14 protein-coding genes and 3 pseudogenes are annotated in these 18,657 nt (G+C 59.2%); 10 read left to right on the forward strand and 7 right to left on the reverse strand.

Translation table 11 applies throughout. The features are described 5' to 3' along the window. Window positions 1–470: 470 nt before the first annotated feature. Window positions 471–899, forward strand: a pseudogene (locus tag ALO80_RS32730) (MCP four helix bundle domain-containing protein); the annotation flags it as partial. Then, window positions 894–2,045, forward strand: a complete 1,152-nt coding sequence (locus tag ALO80_RS11415) for a methyl-accepting chemotaxis protein (protein WP_375233017.1) — start codon at window positions 894–896, stop codon at window positions 2,043–2,045. The pseudogene ALO80_RS32730 and the gene ALO80_RS11415, both read left to right, overlap by 6 nt. Window positions 2,046–2,103: 58 nt before the next feature. On the opposite strand, the gene ALO80_RS11420 is transcribed toward ALO80_RS11415, so the two are convergent. The 4 genes from ALO80_RS11420 to ALO80_RS11435 form a co-directional block, all read right to left on the reverse strand. Then, on the reverse strand, window positions 2,104–3,060 hold the full coding sequence (locus ALO80_RS11420) for a D-2-hydroxyacid dehydrogenase family protein (protein WP_055009084.1): 957 nt from the start codon (window positions 3,058–3,060) through the stop codon (window positions 2,104–2,106). Between the two features lie 35 nt (window positions 3,061–3,095). Then, window positions 3,096–3,749 carry a DUF1345 domain-containing protein gene (locus ALO80_RS11425; protein ID WP_055009085.1) on the reverse strand — a complete coding sequence of 218 codons (654 nt, stop codon included), beginning with the start codon at window positions 3,747–3,749 and terminating at the stop codon, window positions 3,096–3,098. Window positions 3,750–3,900: 151 nt separating this feature from the next. Continuing rightward, complete coding sequence (gudD, locus tag ALO80_RS11430) at window positions 3,901–5,253, reverse strand: glucarate dehydratase (protein WP_055009086.1); 1,353 nt, start codon at window positions 5,251–5,253, stop codon at window positions 3,901–3,903. Between the two features lie 52 nt (window positions 5,254–5,305). Continuing rightward, a complete protein-coding gene (locus tag ALO80_RS11435; protein WP_055009087.1) occupies window positions 5,306–6,631 on the reverse strand; it encodes an MFS transporter in 1,326 nt (441 codons plus the stop codon). 470 nt (window positions 6,632–7,101) lie between these two features. Between ALO80_RS11435 and ALO80_RS11440 the strand changes: the two genes are divergently transcribed. Beyond that, window positions 7,102–7,815 carry a FadR/GntR family transcriptional regulator gene (locus ALO80_RS11440; RefSeq protein WP_055009088.1) on the forward strand — a complete coding sequence of 238 codons (714 nt, stop codon included), beginning with the start codon at window positions 7,102–7,104 and terminating at the stop codon, window positions 7,813–7,815. A 125-nt stretch (window positions 7,816–7,940) separates the two neighbouring features. On the opposite strand, the gene ALO80_RS11445 is transcribed toward ALO80_RS11440, so the two are convergent. After that, window positions 7,941–9,092, reverse strand: a complete 1,152-nt coding sequence (locus ALO80_RS11445; protein ID WP_162491673.1) for an alpha/beta hydrolase — start codon at window positions 9,090–9,092, stop codon at window positions 7,941–7,943. A 167-nt stretch (window positions 9,093–9,259) separates the two neighbouring features. Between ALO80_RS11445 and ALO80_RS11450 the strand changes: the two genes are divergently transcribed. The 5 genes and pseudogenes from ALO80_RS11450 to ALO80_RS11465 all read left to right on the forward strand — a co-directional run bounded on the left by ALO80_RS11450 (window position 9,260) and on the right by ALO80_RS11465 (window position 14,776). Beyond that, a complete protein-coding gene (locus ALO80_RS11450) occupies window positions 9,260–10,351 on the forward strand; it encodes a sugar diacid recognition domain-containing protein (RefSeq protein ID WP_055009089.1) in 1,092 nt (363 codons plus the stop codon). Window positions 10,352–10,462: 111 nt separating this feature from the next. After that, window positions 10,463–11,602: a glycerate kinase gene (locus ALO80_RS11455; protein ID WP_055009090.1), complete on the forward strand. Its 1,140-nt coding sequence runs from the start codon at window positions 10,463–10,465 to the stop codon at window positions 11,600–11,602. 178 nt (window positions 11,603–11,780) lie between these two features. Further along, window positions 11,781–12,551: pseudogene (locus tag ALO80_RS32530) on the forward strand (MCP four helix bundle domain-containing protein); the annotation flags it as partial. 15 nt (window positions 12,552–12,566) lie between these two features. Continuing rightward, entirely contained in the window at window positions 12,567–13,406 is an 840-nt protein-coding gene (locus ALO80_RS32535; RefSeq protein ID WP_371904932.1) for a methyl-accepting chemotaxis protein, read from the forward strand. 125 nt (window positions 13,407–13,531) lie between these two features. Further along, window positions 13,532–14,776: a D-mannose isomerase gene (locus ALO80_RS11465; protein WP_055009092.1), complete on the forward strand. Its 1,245-nt coding sequence runs from the start codon at window positions 13,532–13,534 to the stop codon at window positions 14,774–14,776. A gap of 35 nt (window positions 14,777–14,811) precedes the next feature. Here the strand turns inward: ALO80_RS11465 and ALO80_RS11470 are convergent, their stop codons facing one another. Then, on the reverse strand, window positions 14,812–15,900 hold the full coding sequence (locus ALO80_RS11470) for an AbrB family transcriptional regulator (protein WP_055009093.1): 1,089 nt from the start codon (window positions 15,898–15,900) through the stop codon (window positions 14,812–14,814). A gap of 106 nt (window positions 15,901–16,006) precedes the next feature. Here ALO80_RS11470 and ALO80_RS11475 point away from each other — a divergent pair, with 106 nt between their 5' ends. Further along, the gene (locus ALO80_RS11475; protein ID WP_055009094.1) at window positions 16,007–16,909 is read left to right on the forward strand and encodes a LysR family transcriptional regulator; all 903 of its coding nucleotides are present in this window, start codon (window positions 16,007–16,009) and stop codon (window positions 16,907–16,909) included. A gap of 35 nt (window positions 16,910–16,944) precedes the next feature. On the opposite strand, the gene ALO80_RS11480 is transcribed toward ALO80_RS11475, so the two are convergent. After that, window positions 16,945–17,475, reverse strand: a complete 531-nt coding sequence (locus tag ALO80_RS11480; protein ID WP_055009095.1) for a nucleoside 2-deoxyribosyltransferase — start codon at window positions 17,473–17,475, stop codon at window positions 16,945–16,947. A 169-nt stretch (window positions 17,476–17,644) separates the two neighbouring features. Here ALO80_RS11480 and ALO80_RS11485 point away from each other — a divergent pair. Next, window positions 17,645–18,657: pseudogene (locus ALO80_RS11485) on the forward strand (VRR-NUC domain-containing protein); the annotation flags it as partial.

An 18,657-nucleotide genomic window follows, 5' to 3' on the forward strand; every position in this document is an offset into this window, starting at 1 on the left:
TTTAGTTAGGTATTCCAGGGTGGGCGCTGTGGGGGGGCGGAGAGGATGATGAATGAGGTGAATAGAAGGTCATAAGTCATGGTGTAGAGACGACTAAAAGTCTTACTTTTTAGTGTGTTGAATTTTTGTTTTATTGCAAAAAAACCTATGGCTTAATTGGCAGTGGGGTGGGGTTGATAATAGCAGATCCTGCGGTGCGCCCTTCGCTTTATTGATCCGCGGTGGTCGCACGTTTATTAAGTCGCCCTTGGTAAGCAAAATAGTATCGGCGGCGTTGCCGAAAAGTATCGGCGCGTTGCGTTGATGTAATGGACATGGTTTATAACCGGCCCCTTGAGGCTACTTTTTTCTACTGTCACTGGGTGAGTTTCTATCCCGGTATATGCTTGGCGCATGATGTATCAAGAGGAAGTTGTATGTACCTGAGACGTTTCAACATAGCCACGCGAACGGTGGCATGCTTTGCCGTTATGGTTTTGCTTGTGCTGGGCCTGGGTGTTTTTAGCCTGGCGCAGTTATCCAGTATCCGTGCCAAAGGGCTTGACATCGAAAATGACTCATTGCCTGGAATTGCCTTGGGCGATGCGATTGCGTTAGCGTTTTCAAACACGCGATACGATGTAATGAAAATGTTATCTGCTCGTAATGCCGATCAGCTGGTTCAGGCACGCGAGGAGTTGATGCAGCGCGAATCAGCGTTCGCAAAAGCGATAGAGGCGTACCAGCCGTTTATTGACTCACCTGGTGAACGTGATGTGATTGACGGCGTGGGCAAGACTTTTCAAGACTACGTTCGTCATGCCGAACAGGTTCACGCCATGATCACCGCAGGTCAGGAGGACGCAGGCCGTCTGTTGGCCTGGACTGATATGGCCAGTATCGCGAAGTCCCTGATGGGGCAGCTGGAAGATCTCAAACAGCTCAATGATGCGTCGCAAGTCGATGCCAGCACGAGCGCCAGCCATACCTATGCCAATGCCAATCGGGTCACGTTGTTTACAATGGGATCAGCGCTGCTGGTAACCCTGATCCTGGCCTGGCGTCTTACTGTCAGCCTGGCCGGCCCGATAAGACAGGCATTGGCAGCATCCGAAACGATTGCCGCAGGCGATCTTCGCATCGAGTACATCGAAAGCGGGGGACGCGATGAGGCTGCCCTGTTACTGCAGTCGATGGTACGAATGCGTCAAAACCTCAGAGGCACGCTGAGCCATGTTGGGCAGGTCGCGGGACAATTGTTCACAGCGACCGAAGAGCTGAACATACTGATGCGCGATAACAACGCTGATCTGCGTGTTCAGAGTAGCGAAATAGACATGTCGGCTGCTGCAGTCACCGAGATGAGCCAGGCGGTACAGGAAGTCACGCGCAATGCGGTTTCCACCTCAGAAGAATCAAGGGTTTCGGCCCACGCTGCGCGACAGGGGCAGGGTGAGCTCGGTCTCACAGTGGGTTCGATCACGCAACTGACGGAGGACGTGCAGCAGGCTACCCATCACGCACAATTGCTGGCCGTCAGAACACTGGAAATTTCGAAAGTCCTGGAGGTAATAAGGTCTGTTTCCGAGCAGACCAATCTGCTTGCCTTGAATGCGGCAATTGAAGCCGCTCGTGCGGGTGAGGCTGGCCGAGGGTTTGCTGTCGTTGCGGATGAGGTTCGTGCGCTCGCGCATCGCACCAGTGATTCAACGCGCGAGATCGAAAGCATGATCGAGCACGTACAGCAAGGCACCCGGGATACCGTGACGGCACTGTCGCTAAGCCGCGAACAGGCGCATCGCACGAAAGCGCAGGCAGAGTTGGCCAACGCAGCGTTGGCCTCTATCGCGAGTTCGGTGATGATCATTGATGATCGCAACCTGGTGATCGCCAGCGCCTGTGAAGAGCAGACGCAAGTCGCCCGTGAGGTTGATAGCAATTTGGTGCGTATTCGGGATCTGGCGGCCCAGTCGGCAACTCGCGCGGACAAGACCGCCAGCGCCAGTCAGGCACTCGCAGAACTCGCCAATGGACTGAACGAAAGGTTGAGGCATTTTCAGTTGTAAATGAATGCTTCAGGGGCAGCGTTTCGGTGTATGCACGGTATCGCTATAGCAGCACGCTTCACCCCAACACCCGGATAGGTGATCGCGCATGCCACGCCTGAATGTCCTCGATCATCTGCCCGTAAAAGGTCCGGTAGTTGTTCTCGGTGACATAGCCGATGTGTGGCGTTGCGAGCACGTTGTCCAGCGTGCGGAACGGGTGGTCGGCAGGCAGCGGTTCGATGTCGAACACGTCCAGCGCCGCACCGGCGATCCTGCGCTGTTGCAGCGTTTCAATCAGCGCAGTCTGATCGATGATCGGGCCGCGTGACGAGTTGATCAGATAGGCGCCCGGCTTCATCGAGCCCAGTGCCTCTGCGTCTACCAGGCCACGGCTGCGCTCGCTGAGAACCAGGTGCACCGAGAGCACATCGGCCTGTTCGAACAACTGTTGCTTGCTGACATAAGTGACGCCTGATTCCGCGGCAGCTTCAGGTGTCAGGTTCTGGCTCCAGGCAATGACCTTCATGCCGAACGCCTGACCGTAGCGGGCGATCCATTTGCCGATACTGCCCAGGCCGAGAACCCCCAGGGTCTTGCCATGCAGGTCGCTGCCCAACCCGACTTGCCAGTTGCCCGCGCGCAATGAGTTGGCCTCGGCCACCAGGTTGCGGGTAATGCCCATGATCAGCGCCCAGGTCAGTTCCGGTGCTGCGTTTTTGTAGCTTTCAGTACCGCATACGACAATGCCCTGGCGCTTCGCTGCAGCGATATCGATTGCCGCGTTGCGCATGCCGCCAGTGACCAGCAGTTTGAGCGCCGGCAGTTGGCTGAGCAGTGCCTCATCGAACAGGGTTCGCTCGCGCATCACGCAAATGATGTCGAAGCCTCGCAGACGCTGGACCATTGTCGCGGTATCGGCAGGGTATTCGTGCAGAAAGCTGACTTCGCCCACTGGAACGAGTGTCGACCAGTCCACCACGTCGCGGGCCACGTCCTGCCAGTCATCAAGCACGGCGATTTTCAATTGGGTCATGGTCTGCAGTCCTCGTAATGAAGTTGGCCTGAAGGTTAGTTGAACAGGCTGGCGGCGATGTTGATCGAAAAACCCAGAATCGCGGTGTTGAACACAAAGCAGATCAGCGATTGTCCGAGCACTACCTTGCGCATTTCTCGGGTCGCTACGCCAACATCGGAGGTCTGGACCGCAACGCTGAGGGTGAACGAAAAGTATAGAAAATCCCAGTAGTCAGGGTTCTTTTCACCGCCCACAAACGCCAGCGCCGGCTCCTTGCCTTTCCAGGTGTAGAACATGCGTGCGTAATGCAGGCTGAAGATCACGCCGATCATCAGCCAGGAGCCAATGACGGTCAGGCCGGTGAAGGCGTGATGGAGCATTTTGGCATCGCTGGAAAGGCCCTTGCTGCCTGCAACTTCGACGATGATCGCCGCCAGGCTGGCCAGCGCCGCAACGCAGACTGTTACCAGAATGACACCGGCGTTCTCGTCTTCCATCAGTGCAACTCGCCGGACGTCGTCGGCATTACTGCGCAGCGTGCGCACGAAAATCAGGATCAGATAAAGCCAGACACCCGTGTCCCAGCCGGTCAGCAGGCTCTGCGTAAGGGTGGCATGGGGAATAAGCAAGGCCCAGGCAATGCCTGCGGTCAGGCCTACCAGAGCGGCGAAGGTCAGGCGAGGGCGGGTACGGGCAAGATGGCGCATGCGGTCTGGTCGTTACTGGAGGTCGCCAGACAGTAGCATGCCGGTTTTGCATGCCAAGCTGTATTTGAAAAAAACGGTGCGCAAGGGGGTTGCGCACCGTGTGCCAGCCAGAAGTGAACAGGCGGCGAGTGACTTCGAATGTCGGTCAGGCTCAACGCACCAGGCAAGGCTGCTTGTTGTTGAATGTCCAGTTCGGGATCAGAAACTGCATGGCCGCTGCGTCATTGCGGGCACCCAGGCCCATGCCTTTGTAAAGTTCATGAGCCTTGGCCAACTGGTCCATGTCCAGCTCGACCCCCAGCCCCGGTTTCTTCGGTACCTCGACCTTGCCGCCGATAATCTGCAATGGTGCCTTGGTCAGGCGCTGGCCGTCCTGCCAGATCCAGTGGGTGTCAATCGCCGTGATGTTGCCTGGCGCGGCAGCTGCCACATGGGTGAACATCGCCAGCGAAATATCGAAATGGTTGTTGGAGTGCGAACCCCAGGTCAGGCCCCATTCATTACACATCTGGGCCACGCGTACCGAACCCTGCATGGTCCAGAAGTGCGGATCGGCCAGTGGAATGTCCACCGATTGCAACTGAATGGCATGGCCCATTTCCCGCCAGTCGGTGGCGATCATGTTGGTGGCAGTCTTCAGGCCGGTAGCGCGCCGGAACTCGGCCATGACTTCGCGGCCGGAGAAACCGTTTTCCGCACCGCACGGGTCTTCTGCATATGCCAGCACATGGTGCTGATCGCGGCACAGGCGGATGGCTTCCTTGAGCGACCATGCGCCATTGGGATCCAGGGTGATCCGGGCATCCGGAAAACGTTCAGCCAGCGCTGTGACGGCTTCGATTTCTGCGTCGCCGCTCAATACGCCGCCCTTGAGCTTGAAGTCCTGAAAACCATAACGCTGGTGCGCGGCTTCTGCCAAACGCACCACAGCCTCGGGGGTCAGCGCTTCCTCATGGCGAATACGGAACCAGTCATTGTCGGCTTCGGGCTCGCTGCGGTAGGCGAGGTCGGTCTTGCGCTGGTCGCCGACGTAAAACAGGTAGCCCAGCATTTCGACCTTATCGCGTTGCTGTCCTTCACCCAGCAGGGCTGCAACCGGGACGTCCAGGTGCTGGCCAAGCAGGTCGAGCAGGGCGGCTTCAAGTGCGGTAACCGCGTGAATGGCGATGCGCAGATCGAACGTCTGCAGGCCACGGCCACCCGAATCTCGATCGGCGAAGGCTTTGCGCGCTTCATTGAGAATCTTCTGGTAAGTGCCGATGCTGTTGCCGACCACCAGCGGGCGTGCATCTTCAAGGGTCTGGCGGATCAGTTCGCCCCCCGGCACTTCGCCGACGCCGATGTGCCCGGCATTGTCCTTGAGGATCACGATATTGCGGGTGAAGTAAGGCCCATGCGCGCCGCTCAGGTTGAGCAGCATGTCGTCATGGCCGGCTACCGGCACTACCTGCATCTCGGTAATGACGGGGGCCTGACGGGTAATGTTGGCTTGCTGAATGTTCATGGCTGATCCTGTAAGAAAATATGACCTGTAGAAACGTCGCTTCGCATAGGCATCAATGCGTGGCCGGGGTCTGGATGGCGGCGACCGGTGTCGCGCCCGGCCTGGGGGTATTGCGCGCGGCGAAAACGATGATCGCGGCAATGATCGATGTGGCTGTCAGGCCATACAATCCGCCCTGGATCGAGCCCGTATGCTCTTCCAGCAGGCCGAAGGTGGTCGGTGCCACGAAGCCACCGAGGTTGCCCACCGAGTTGATCAGCGCAATCACCGCTGCAGCGATACGTGCATCCAGATAGGCCTGCGGGATTGGCCAGAACAGCGAGGAGGCTGACTTGAAACCCAACGCTGCAAAGCAGATGGCAACAAAGGCGAAAATCGGGCTGCCGGTGGTCGACATGAACATTCCGGCAGCGGCAATCAACAGCGCAATGGCCACCCAGGCCTGCTGGCGTTTCCATTTGGCGGACAGCGCGGCGAAGACGTACATGCCGATGATCGACAGCAGCCACGGTATGGAATTGAACATGCCGACTTCGAAGTCAGTCAGTGTGCCCATTTTTCTGATGATGCTCGGCAGCCAGAAGGTTGCTGCATAGATAGTCAGCTGAATGAAGAAATAGATCAGGCAGAACAGAATGATCTGGCTGTCCTTGAGCAGCTTGCCAATAGAAGCCTTGACCGGTGTCGCCGCTTCACGGGCAGCCTGTTCGGCATCGATGGCGCTGACCAGCGCATCCTGCTCCTCGCGGGTCAGCCATTTTGCGTCTTGCGGTTTGGAGTCCAGCCAGAACCAGACGAAGAAGCACAGGCCGACCGAGAACATCCCCTCGATGAAATACATCCACTGCCAGCCTTTCATTCCAAAACCGGTGATTTGCAGCAGCAGGCCTGACAACGGTCCCGAAATCAGCGACGCGATGGCCGAGCCACTGAGGAAAATGGCAATCGCCTTGCCCCGCTCGACGCCGGGCAACCAGCGGGTGAAGTAGTAGATCACGCCCGGGAAGAAGCCTGCCTCGGCCACACCCAGCAGAAAGCGCAGGATGTAAAAGTGGGTTTCGTTCTGGATGAACGCCATGCAGGCAGCCACGATGCCCCAGGTGAGCATGATCCGCGTCAGCCAGATGCGCGCGCCGATTTTTTGCAGCAGGATGTTGGATGGCACTTCGAAAAGGGCATAGCCGATGAAGAACAACCCGGCACCCAGCCCGTAGGCCGCAGCGCCGATGCCCAGGTCATGCTCCATGTGCGAACGCACGAAGCCGATGTTCACCCGGTCGATGTAGTTGACGATAAACATGATGACGAAAAGCGGCAGGACGTGACGTTTGACCTTCGATACGGCTGAACTCAAAACCGGATCTGTGCCGTCGGCCATCCTGGAATTGGATGTGCTCACAGTTGAATCTCCCACTCGTTGTTTTTATGCGGGTATGTGCGAAGTGTGTCCCTCGCATTGTCGGTCATCATACAAGTAAAAATTCGTTCCGCAATCCCCTGATGCTGATGAATTGGACGATTGGGTGCGCTCTATGTCAGCAGGTATCGGTCCTGTGCAGGTCAGTATGACGATAATAACTTGATGGCTATATCAAGAGATTGCGGGGCTTTAGCTGTTTTTTCATGTGGGAAGGGATGACGTATTCCTGATTGCGGATCGACTGGAACTGCTAAAAAAAGGCAAGTCGGGGCCAACCAGCCATTTTGACAGTGATGGCTAACTTGTAATACAAGTAAGACAACTGCGCGGGGCGTTGAAACCGGTCTCTTTGCGCATTCAATATCACTTTCACGCTGTCAGGGCTGTGATACGGCAGCACAATCAGACAAGTCAGGGATTCATCTGCCATGCAAGAGCCCAACAGTGCTGCACCCAAACGCAGGCAGCACAGCCTGGCCACCGACCTGGTCACCGAACTGAGCCAGCGCATTTTGCTGGGTAAAATCGCACCCGGTCAGAAGCTGCCCTCCGAAAACCAGATCGTCCGTGAGCACGGTGTCAGTCGCACCGTGGTGCGTGAGGCAATATCCAAGTTGCAGGCGTCAGGTCTGGTGGCGACCCATCACGGTATCGGTACATTTGTGCTGGAGCGCAGTGACCAGACCGGCCTGCGGCTCAAGGTCGAAACCGTTTCACGGGTACGCGACATCATCGAACTGCGTATCGGCCTGGAAACTCAGGCTGTCGCGCTGGCCGCTGTGCGCCGCACCGACGAGCAACTGGCGGCCATGCGTCAAGCGCTGGATGATTACCAGGACCTGCTGGCCAATGACGACAGCTGCGTCGAGGCCGACAAGCGCTTTCACATGTTGATCGCCGAAGCCACCGGCAACCCGTATTTCATGGAGATCATGCAGCATCTGGGCAGCGCGATCATTCCGCGCAGCCGCATTGCTTCGAGCGAGCGGGCGGGAAATAACCTCGCGCATCAAGGCTACCTGGCCAATCTGGAGCACGAAGCATTGCTCAACGCCATTCGTCGCAAGGACCCTGACGCAGCGCGTGCGGCGATGTGGACGCACCTGAGCAACAGCCGTGAGCGGCTGGTGCCGCTGGAGTAGGCGCGAGCGTGTTTGTGAAACAGGCCGTGCAGCCGCAGAAATGTGATGCCCGAAAAAACGCCTTTCGCAAACAGGTTCGCGTCTACGGATCTCGCTGGCGACGATACAAGGCAGGCGGTTGCGTACTACGGTGTTGCGTTCAGTACGCCGAGCATCACCTCGGTCTGCCACTCGAAATACGGGTTGAAGGTCAGGCGTGCATGGATCTTGCCCGGTTCGGTATAGCCCCAGTCCGAATACCACACCGACGCGCCCGCCATGCATTGCGCAGTGTCCGCGGTGCTCTGGCCGTTCCAGCAGATGCGCTGGCTGCCTGATACGCCGTAAAGCGGATTGTCCGGTGAGAAAAGCAGACCCATGTGTGAAAAGCGGCTGATGCGATAGTCCGCCAGGGAGTCCTTGCGGGCCTTGACTCGTGTTGTTTCAGCGGCGCGAGCGGGCAGCTCGCCGTACCAGATCAACTGACTGGCCGGATGGCTGAAGCGTTGGCTGAAGGTGTCCAGTACATAATCGGTGTCGAGCACCGAGTCATGCTCGGCGATGGCAATGAACACCGGTTTGTCATAGCGCCGCTGATGCAGACGGGCCTGGGCCAGCGCGCTGCTGCGATAGAACTGGGCAAACCCGTTGGTGGGCATGTTCATGTAACGGACCGGTGTCTGCATCGGGCGCAGGCCGTCGTTGGGTGTGGCAAGCCAGGGTCTGGCCCAGCCGATCCATGGCGTCAGCCAGGCATAGCCGCTGTTGGAGCGAAAGGCCGGCGAGAACAGGATCAGCCCGGCGATGTCTTCGTGATCATAGGCATAATCGAGCACCAGATTGGCACCGGTCGAAAAGCCCCCGAGATACACCTTCGGCACTTCGCGACCGAGCTGTTGCACCTGCTCGCGGACTACCTGTTGCCACTGCTCCAGACGCACGTCGAGAATGTCTTCGGGTTTGGTCCCGTGCCCCGGCAGCAGCACGGTTCTTACCAGATAGCCTTGATCGACCAGCTTGCGCGCCACATCATGAAATGACCACGGCGAATCGCCCAGCCCGTGTACCAGCAGAACGCCACCTTTGAGCGCGCCGGTCGGAGTCCATTGCTGTGGTGCATTCCAGCCCAGCTCTGCCTCGTGGTCGGCAGTCTGGAAGTTGCGCTGCGTGCGCATCAGCTCGATGGTCTGCTGCCGGTAATCTTCAAAACGTGTTGTCGGCTCTTCGCTTTCAGCCATCGACGTGCAGGCTTGCAGGGTCAACAGCGTCAGCAGACTGGCAAGTCGGGATTTGATCAAGAGGGGCCTGCGCGCACGTGTGGAGGTTCAAGGAGGCAAGGCAGGCACTCTGCCATGTACGTCGCGCTGGTGGCTACTTTCAGGCACACTCGGGCGTTCTATAACTTCAACAAAATGTATCCATATGCCTAACCATTGCAAGCTTCGTCCTGCATCCGGAGCCGCCCATGTTCGCCCTTGATCGAGCACTGGCTCAGGACATCGTCGACCGGGCCATGGCCATTCTGCCGTACAACGTCAATGTCATGGACTACCTGGGCATCATCATCGGCAGCGGTGATCCTGAGCGATTGTGTACCCGCCATGAAGGGGCACAGCGAGTGCTGGCCAACCGGCAAGTGGTAGAAATCGATTCACTAGCAGCGCTGCAGCTTGGCGGCGTCAAACCGGGTGTCAATCTGCCACTGATGCTCGATCATCAACTGGTGGGCGTGCTTGGCATCACCGGCGAACCGGACGAAGTGCGGGTGTATGGCGAGTTGGTGAAAATGACCGCCGAGATGCTCATGGAACACCGTCGTCAGCAGGCGGACCTTCAGTGGCGGGCACAACGCAGCGAAGACCTGCTGGCCCGACTGCTGTTGCCGGATTGCCCCGACAGCCTGGTGGATGAAGCGCGGCAGCTGGGTCTGCAGCCGCATGTGGCGCGTCAGGTGGTGCTGATCCAGTTTGCCCCGCAGTGCCAGGTTGCCAGTCAGGTGGCAACCTGGCTGGGCACGCGTTACGCCGACAGCTGGTGCGTGCTGCGTGAGCCCACCTTGTTGTACTGGTGCCGAACGACAGGCAAGGAACGCGACGATGCACTGCTGCTCAGGCAGTTCGATGAGCACCACTGGCCTGTGTTGCGCATCGCTACCGTGGCTCAGTCTGCGGACCTGCCCGCCCTGCGCCATGCCTGTGCGGCGGCACGGGATCTGCTCGACTACGCCAGTCAGGCACGACCGGGTCAACGCTTGCTGCGTCTTGAAGCGCACCGTTTGCCAGTGCTGTTCTGGCGCTACCGTCACGACTGGCTGGCCGAAGACGTTGCCGAGCCGATTGGCCATTTGCACAATCACGTGCAACTCCTCGACACGCTGTGCAAATGGTTCGAGTACAGCGGCGAAAGCCAGGCGTGTGCCGAAGCCTTGGGCATCCATCGCAACAGCCTGCGCTATCGGCTGGAGAAGATCGGCGAGCTGACCGGCTGCGACCCTTACAAGACTGATGACCTGTTGCGCCTGTACCTTGGTGCGCAGATGACTACTCGTCACGACTAACCCGGGCTTTTGTTCAAATGCCTGATAACGGCGCTCGATCATTGTGCGAAGGGCTGGCGGCAAACCCGGTCCCGGATGAGAGCATGCGAGGATCGGATATGGAGAACAACAATGAAAATAGTCATCGCCCCCGACTCGTTCAAAGACAGCCTCAGCGCTCAGGCTGTTGCCGACGCGATTGCCAGTGGTCTGGCCGAAGTCTGGCCGAACGCCGAACTGATCAAATGCCCGATGGCCGATGGCGGGGAGGGCACCATCGAAGCGCTGCTGGCCGCCTGCAACGGCGAACTGATGAGCGCCAGTGTCAATGGTCCGCTTGGCACTCGCGTCCAGGCGCAGTGGGGCTGGCTGGCCGACAGCAGGACCGCAATCATCGAAATGGCCATGGCCAGTGGCTTGCAATTACTGACGCTGGCACAGCGTGACGCCTGCGTGACCAGCACTGAAGGCACCGGCCAGTTGATATCTGCCGCACTGGACGCGGGTGCTCGCCGAGTGATCCTGGCCATTGGTGGCAGCGCCACAAACGACGCTGGCAGCGGCATGCTTTCGGCGCTGGGCGCACGCTTTCTCGATGCCGACAATCAGCCCTTGCCGCCGGGCGGTCTTGCTCTTGCCCATCTGGCCCGGATCGATCTGAGCGACTTCGACCCGCGCTTGTCTGACGTGTGCGTCGAGATTGCCGCTGATGTCGATAATCCACTCTGCGGGCCGAATGGCGCCTCGCATATCTTCGGCCCGCAAAAAGGCGCATCGGCCGAGCAGGTTGTGGCGCTGGACGCCGCACTCGGGCGGTTCGCCGACCACACCGCGCAGACCTTCGGCCTTGACCAGCGCAACAGCCCCGGCAGCGGTGCGGCAGGGGGCATGGGCTTTGCCGCCAAGGCATACCTGAATGCCTCGTTTCGTGCAGGCGTTGACGTTGTTGCCGATCTGACCGGGCTGCAACAGGCGCTGACCGGTGCCGACCTGGTCATCACCGGCGAGGGACGTTTCGACGCACAAACCCTGCGCGGCAAGACCCCTCTTGGTGTAGCGCGGCTTGCGCAGCGTCAGCACGTGCCGGTAATCGTACTGGCCGGTACGCTGGGTGATGGCTATGAGCAGCTATACCCGCACGGTATCGGCGCGGCCTTTGCGCTGGTCAGCGGGCCAATGAGTCTTGAACAGGCCTGTCGCGATACTGCCCGCCTGCTGCATGACCGTGCGCGTGACGTAGCACGGCTCTGGCAGCTGGCTGCTGGCAATTGATCAGGGTCCTCTGATCGGCGCTTCTTACAAGTAGTTCAGGGGCTGACCTGTCTTTGGAGTAAAAACCCTAAATGATCACCGGCAGACCTAAAGAATTGTCGGACAGGGACGATATGCTGTCGGTTGTCTGACAACTTCTCGTCAGGCACTGCCCTCCAAATATAAAAGAGCCCTGGTCATGAATCTACGCAAACTCACTATCGCTCGTCGTGCCGGTCTGGGTTTTACCCTCATTTCCCTGTTGGTGGCTTTGCTGGGATGGTTTGCCCTGGCGCAGATGTCCACCATTCGCCAAAGTGAAGTGGCGGTGGAGACCAACTGGCTGCCGAGCATGCGAGTGGTCAACGATATCCGTGAAATCATGTTGCGTATCCGGACCATCTCCCTGCGTATGGCGCTGGACACCGATCCTGCGAGTATCCCGACCTACCGTGGCCAGCTGGACGTGCGTCTGGGCGACCTGGACAAGAAGCTGGCGACGCTCAAGACCTTTGTCGACACCCCCGAAGAGCAGTCTCTGACCGACCAGTTCATGGTGACCATGGGCCAATACCGCAGCGCGCTGGATCGCTCTTTCGTTCTCGCCGGGCAGGGCGATGGCACCGGGCTGAACAAGTTGTTGCTGGTCGACATGAAGCAGATCGTCGACGGCTCCGGCAAGCAACTCGGTGACCTGGCCGATTTCTATGTCACCAAGGTCGACGCCGAAGGCAAGTCGGCCGAGGCCCAATACGACAAATCGCGTGACATCGTCATTGTCTTTGTCGTGCTCGCCGCGTTGTGCACCATCGGCCTGGCTCTCTGGCTGACCCGCAGCATCGTAGGTCCGCTGCAACGTGCGGTGACCGCTGCCGAGCAGGTTGCCAATGGCGACTTGACCCCCACCATCGAGGTGGACGGCGAAGATGAAGTCACCCGCCTGCTGCGTGCGCTGGCGATGATGCAGGTCAATTTGCGCGAAGCCATGCGCCACATCGGCAGCTCAGCCACCCAGCTGGCGTCGGCAGCTACGGAACTCAACTCGGTTACCGAAGACAGCTACCGCGGCTTGAACCAGCAGAATGCGGAGATAGATCAGGCCGCCACGGCGATCAACGAAATGACCTCGGCGGTAGAAGAAGTCGCGCGTAACGCGGTGTCCACATCGGATGCGTCCACTCAGTCCAGCAACTCGGCGCTGGCGGGGCAAACGCGGGTGATCGAGACGGTGCAGTCGATCCAGACACTGACCGACAACGTACAGGCCACCTCGACACTGGTACAAAACCTCGCCAATCAGTCTCAGGATATCGGCAAGGTGCTGGACGTGATCCGCTCGATTGCCGAACAGACCAACCTGCTGGCGCTCAATGCCGCCATCGAAGCGGCTCGTGCGGGTGAGTCCGGCCGTGGTTTTGCAGTGGTGGCGGACGAAGTGCGTGCACTGGCGCATCGCACCCAACAGTCGACGCTGGAAATCGACTCGATGGTCAATGCCATGCGCAGCGGTTCTGCTCAGGCCCTGGACTCGATGAACACCAGCCGCGATCGGGCCGACTCGACGCTGGCACTGGCCAAGGGCGCGGGCGAATCGTTGAGCGAAATCACCTCGTCGATCAATCAGATTTCCGAGCGTAACCTGGTGATTGCCAGCGCTGCCGAAGAGCAGGCGCAAGTGTCGCGTGAAGTCGATCGCAACATCGTCAACATCCGCGACCTGTCGATGCAGTCGACTCAGGGAGCCAACCAGATCAGTGCATCGAGCCATGAATTGTCGCGCCTGGCCGCCGACCTGAATCAGGTGGTCTCACGCTTCAAGGTGTAAAACCCTACATTGATACAGGTTGTGTCCGCTTGCCGACGAACGACCGGGCGCGCATTATGCCCTCGGTCGAAATGACCTCCGGTACAGTCTGGGCACAACCTTATCGAAGGGGGCGGCATCGCGTCATGGATAATAATAATCACACCTTCAGCAGCTGGCTGCGTTCGCCAGCCCATCACCAATGGCTGGCACTGGAAGGCAACCGTCTGTTGACCTTCGCCAAGGCTTCCAGGCTGGACAATGGCTTTGGCAGTCTTGATGACTACGGCCGTCTGATGGTCGGCGCCACGGCTGAGACCATGAATACCGCACGCATGACGCACTGTTTTGCCATGGCGCATGCGCAAGGCATACCCGGCTGCGCAGCGCTGGTCGATCATGGTGTTGCGGCATTGCATGGCCCGTTGCGTGATGCCGAACACGGTGGCTGGTTCAGCGCCGCGCTCGAAGACGGCGGCAGAGCCGATAAACAGGCTTATCTGCATGCTTTCGTTGCGCTGGCCGCCAGTTCTGCGGTAGTGGCGGGGAGGCCCGGGGCACAAGCATTGCTGTCCGATGCTATCCAGGTGATCCAGACCCGCTTCTGGAGTGAGCAGGAAGGCGCCATGCGTGAGTCATTTGCTCGGGACTGGAGCGGCGAGGAGTCCTATCGCGGTGCGAACAGCAACATGCACAGCACCGAGGCCTTTCTCGCACTGGCCGACGTGACTGGCGATGCCCAGTGGCTCGACCGGGCGCTGAGCATCGTCGAGCGGGTTATCCATCAACATGCCGGTGCCAACCGTTTTCAGGTCATCGAGCACTTCACCCGTGACTGGCAACCCCTGCCAGACTACAACCGTGAAAATCCGGCCGACGGCTTCCGGCCTTTCGGCACCACCCCTGGGCACGCCTTCGAGTGGGCTCGACTGTTGCTGCATCTGGAGGCTGCGCGTCGTCACGCCGGGCGTGCCAATCCCGAATGGTTGCTGGACGACGCTCGCCAGCTGTTTGCCAACGCCTGTCACTACGGCTGGGATGTCGACGGTGCCCCCGGCATCGTCTACACCCTTGACTGGCAAAACGAGCCGGTAGTCCGTCATCGCCTGCACTGGACTCATTGCGAAGCGGCTGCTGCGGCCGCCGCGTTGCTGCAACGTACCGGCGAGCAGCAATATGAAGACTGGTATCGCTGTTTCTGGGAGTTCAACGAGACTCTGTTCATCGATCATGAGCATGGCAGCTGGCGCCATGAGCTGAACGAATGCAACGAGCCAAGTGCAGACATCTGGCCGGGCAAACCGGACCTTTATCACGCCTATCAGGCCACGTTATTGCCGGTACTGCCTCTGGCACCAAGCCTGGCCAGCGCTTTGGCGGGGCTGGAATGAACCGCGCGAGTGTAAGCGGAGCCTGAAATCGTCCATCAGAGCGCAGGGATGCGTTTGTCGGTCAGGCGGATAATCTGCCGGGCCAGGAAGCTGCCGGTCAGGATCACCCCGAACAGGCGCAGGGTCTGCATGGCCAGCACAAAACCGACGTCGGCATGCGTATCGATGGCAATGATAGCCATCGTATCCAGGCCTCCCGGACTGGTCGCCAGGTACACCGAGAGATAATCCTTGCCCATCATCGCTGCAATCAGCCAGGCCGACAGGGCGCAGAGGATGATCAACAGCAGCGAGGCCAGAATCATCATCGGCAGTCGCCGCCAGACGTATTGCACTGTCGGCCGGTCGAAACGCAGCCCGACATAACAGCCGATGGCGCCGTAACCGATCGGCAGCAGCCAGTCGGGAATGGTGATCTGCATTACGCCGCTCAGTTGCAGGGCACCGCCCAGCATCAAAGGCACCAGCAAGGCACCTGCCGGCAGACGTGCGCCCAGCGCTACGCCTGCCGCGATGACCGCCAGACTTAAAGCGAGATCAGCAGGGTTGAGATCCGGCAACGCGGCTGCAGTACTGTGCAGATTCGCGCCTGCGTCCGGTGCACCGATGAAATGGCTGACCAGTGCGCCGATGGTGACCACGCAGACCACGCGTACATATTGCATGGTGGCGACGATTCGGGAGTCTGCGCCGTAGTCTTCGGACATGGCGACCATCGCCGAGGCCGCGCCCGGAGACGTTCCCCAGGCGGCAGTGTTGCTCGGGATACCGCCAAAGCGCACCAGCACCAGACCAACCGCTGCGCTCAGCACTACCGTCAGGATCGTGGCCAGCAGCATGACGTGCCAGGAGTGCAGGGCAGTGAGCAACACGCTGACAGACATGGCATGCGCAATCAGAACACCGACCGTACCTTGACCGAGCTGGAACGCCCGCTTGGGCATGCGAATGGTTGCTCCCGAGACACCGAAGCCGATGGCCACCAGCATAGGGCCGAGGAACATCGCAGCAGGCATATCGAACAGTTTAAGCAGTTGCCCGGCAGCACCTGCCAGCAGAATCAGTCCCGCCCATTGAGTCAGCGGGGGAAGGGTGGAAAGCGAATAACGTGAAGCGTGTGACAAGGACGTTCTCCTTGATTGGGGTGAATCACATGCGAACAGTATCGACTTCGTCATCCATCAAGTCTATTTTCTAATAATCATGAATTGATAACTTTGGTTGATAGATATGGACCTGCGCGATCTCACCTATTTCGAAACCATTGCCGAACTGGGCCACCTCGGACGAGCTGCGGAAAAACTCAATCGAAGCCAGCCTGCGCTGACAAAAAGCATCCAGCGCCTGGAAGAATCATTCGGAACACGGCTGTTTCAGCGTGACGGCAGGCGAATCAAACTGACCCCGGTAGGCGAACTGCTGCAGGCGCGAGGCAAGGAACTGCAACAGAGCATTGCCCAGACTCAACGGGAGGTTCGCGACTTCGCCAGCGGCATGGTGGGCAATATTCGCGTCGGCTGTGCCGCGACGATGGCGGAGTACCTGATGCCTAAACTGACATCGGCCCTGTTGCAGCGTACGCCGGATGTCACCTTCAAGCTGGTGATCGGCCAGGACGATCTGTTGCGTGAGTCGTTACGCTCGGGACAATTGGACATGATCATCTGTGCGCTGGCACCCGACAGCGAGGACGTCACCAGTTTCGCCATACTCAGGGACGAAGCCGTAGTGGTTGCCAGCAAACAACATCCGATCTTCAGCACCTCGTTGAAGATGAGTGACTTGTGCGCTTACCGCTGGGTGTTGCCGCCGGTCAGTGTCTCATCGCGCAAGTGGCTGGATGCGACCTTTGCTGCCAACGGCCTGCCGCTGCCGACCGTGCAGATCGAGGCAAACTCGATCTCCCTGTTGCCAGGGTTGATCGCCCAGAGCAACCTGCTGAGCTTCATCGCCCGCGAGTCGCTGGAGTTCGGCAAAACCATGCAACATCTGCGCGAAGTTCCGCTGGAGCAGACCACCCTAAAACGCACCATCGGTGTGACGCTGCGCAAGGGCGGCTATCTGTCTCCAGCGGCAGAGGGCATGTTGCAGATGCTGCGTGACAACGGCGGTGATTTTCTCGGCTGGGGCTGACAAAGGGCATGCATAAAGACGGACTCTTGGCCTGTCTATCTTTCTGCGGGCTCGTTCGCAGGTATTCCCTGATGTTCGTCAAGGTACCGGGCCAGCGCCTCGGCACCCAGTTCCACCGTGGAACTGGTCCCTGCCCAACTGCAAGCGAGCATCAGGTTGCGTGGCAGGTCGAAGTCCTCGACCGTAAAGCCCTGAGGGTCCAAACCGCCTGCATCATGAGGAACCAGCTCGCGCAACGACGGCACCGGTTCAAAATATGCCCACACCGGCTTGTTCAGTGCGACCGCCATACCGACTTCAAACGCGGTGCCCGAATCGGGTTCCAGACCCCGAAATACGTTCAGGTTGGCCAGCACGGCAGAGCAACGGCGGATCATCGCGACATTCATGGCGTAGATCTGCTGCGCGGTTTCGTGCGGCGTTCGCCCGGGCGTCACTTCATTGTCGAACGGGTACAAGCCTTCAAGCCCGTGAGCCGTGCACAACGCCTTGAGATAGCGGCCATACTCGATGGCGTCCGGGCGGAACACGTCGAAGCCTGCGAGATAAACCAGTGGCGCTTGCATACCTGACCCTCGGCTACAGATGTAAACCCGCCGATTCTACGGCTGACCGCCTGACCGTGATACATGCCATTGATCGGCCCACCGGCGATCAACAGGCATTCAGGCTGGAATCTGTACGGATAACCAGTATCCTTGGTCTGTCTGCTCATCTGTCATGTGAACGCTGGCCTTGAATACTGCACCTCTCGACAACCCGTTTTATTACCTGGAAAACTTCCAGCAGGCTCTCGGCTGGATTGCCCAGCGTTACGACGACCTGCTCGATGCCTGCGAGCGCCGCTTTATCAGCGAATTTGCCGAATTGCCCGTATCCGCCCAAGGTTTGCTGGTACGCATGGTGATGCGCAAGGGCGTGTTGTTTCGGGCCAGCAAGCTGAATTATGTCGAGATTGGCGACCCTCATGGGGCAGTGCTGCCGCTGCTGGAGCGTGGCTGGGTCGTTGCCAGTCCCCCACTGGCGTTGAGCGAGCTGTTCCAGTTGCTGCGCCGGGACGAGCTTGACCAGTGCTTCAAAGCCCATGCGGTCAAAGGCCAGGAGCGCAAGCAGGCGTTGCTCGAGCGCTTGCAGCCGTTGTACGAAGCGCCGCAGTCCCTTGAGCAATGGCACCCGGCATTGCCTGACGCTGTGTTCGCCCTGACCATCATGCCGCTCTGTGACCGCCTGCGATTGTTGTACTTCGGCAATCTGTACCAGGAATGGTCGGAATTCGTGCTGGCTGATCTGGGCATCTACCGCTATGAGAAAGTCGAGTTTTCGCTGGAGTCGCGTGCCATCAACCAACGCGCCGACATCGATGTGTGCGTGCAATTGCATGCCTGCCGAGAGGCGCTGGATACCTGTACCGAACTGCATGCGCTGGCCGGGCAGGTCATTGCGATCCAGTGCAGCAATCCCTGGTTGCAGATGCGCCGCGGCAAGCTGCTGTTCCGCATCGGACAACAGGCTGAGCGCCTGCAGGACTGGTCTCTGGCGATGACCGTGTACCGGCAGTCCAGCTACCCCGGTGCGCGTTCACGGCAAATCCGCGTGCTGGAACGTAACACCGATTACGCGGCGGCCATGGCCCTTGCAGAACAGGCCCGGCTCGCCCCGGAGAGTGACGCCGAGGTCCAGCACCTGTCGCGCGTGCTGCCCCGGTTGCAGCGCAAGCTGGGTCTGGTTGCCGAGCGCAGGCGCTCGGC

Origin of the sequence: Pseudomonas caricapapayae, assembly GCF_001400735.1 — a bacterium.
Taxonomy (GTDB): domain Bacteria; phylum Pseudomonadota; class Gammaproteobacteria; order Pseudomonadales; family Pseudomonadaceae; genus Aquipseudomonas; species Aquipseudomonas caricapapayae.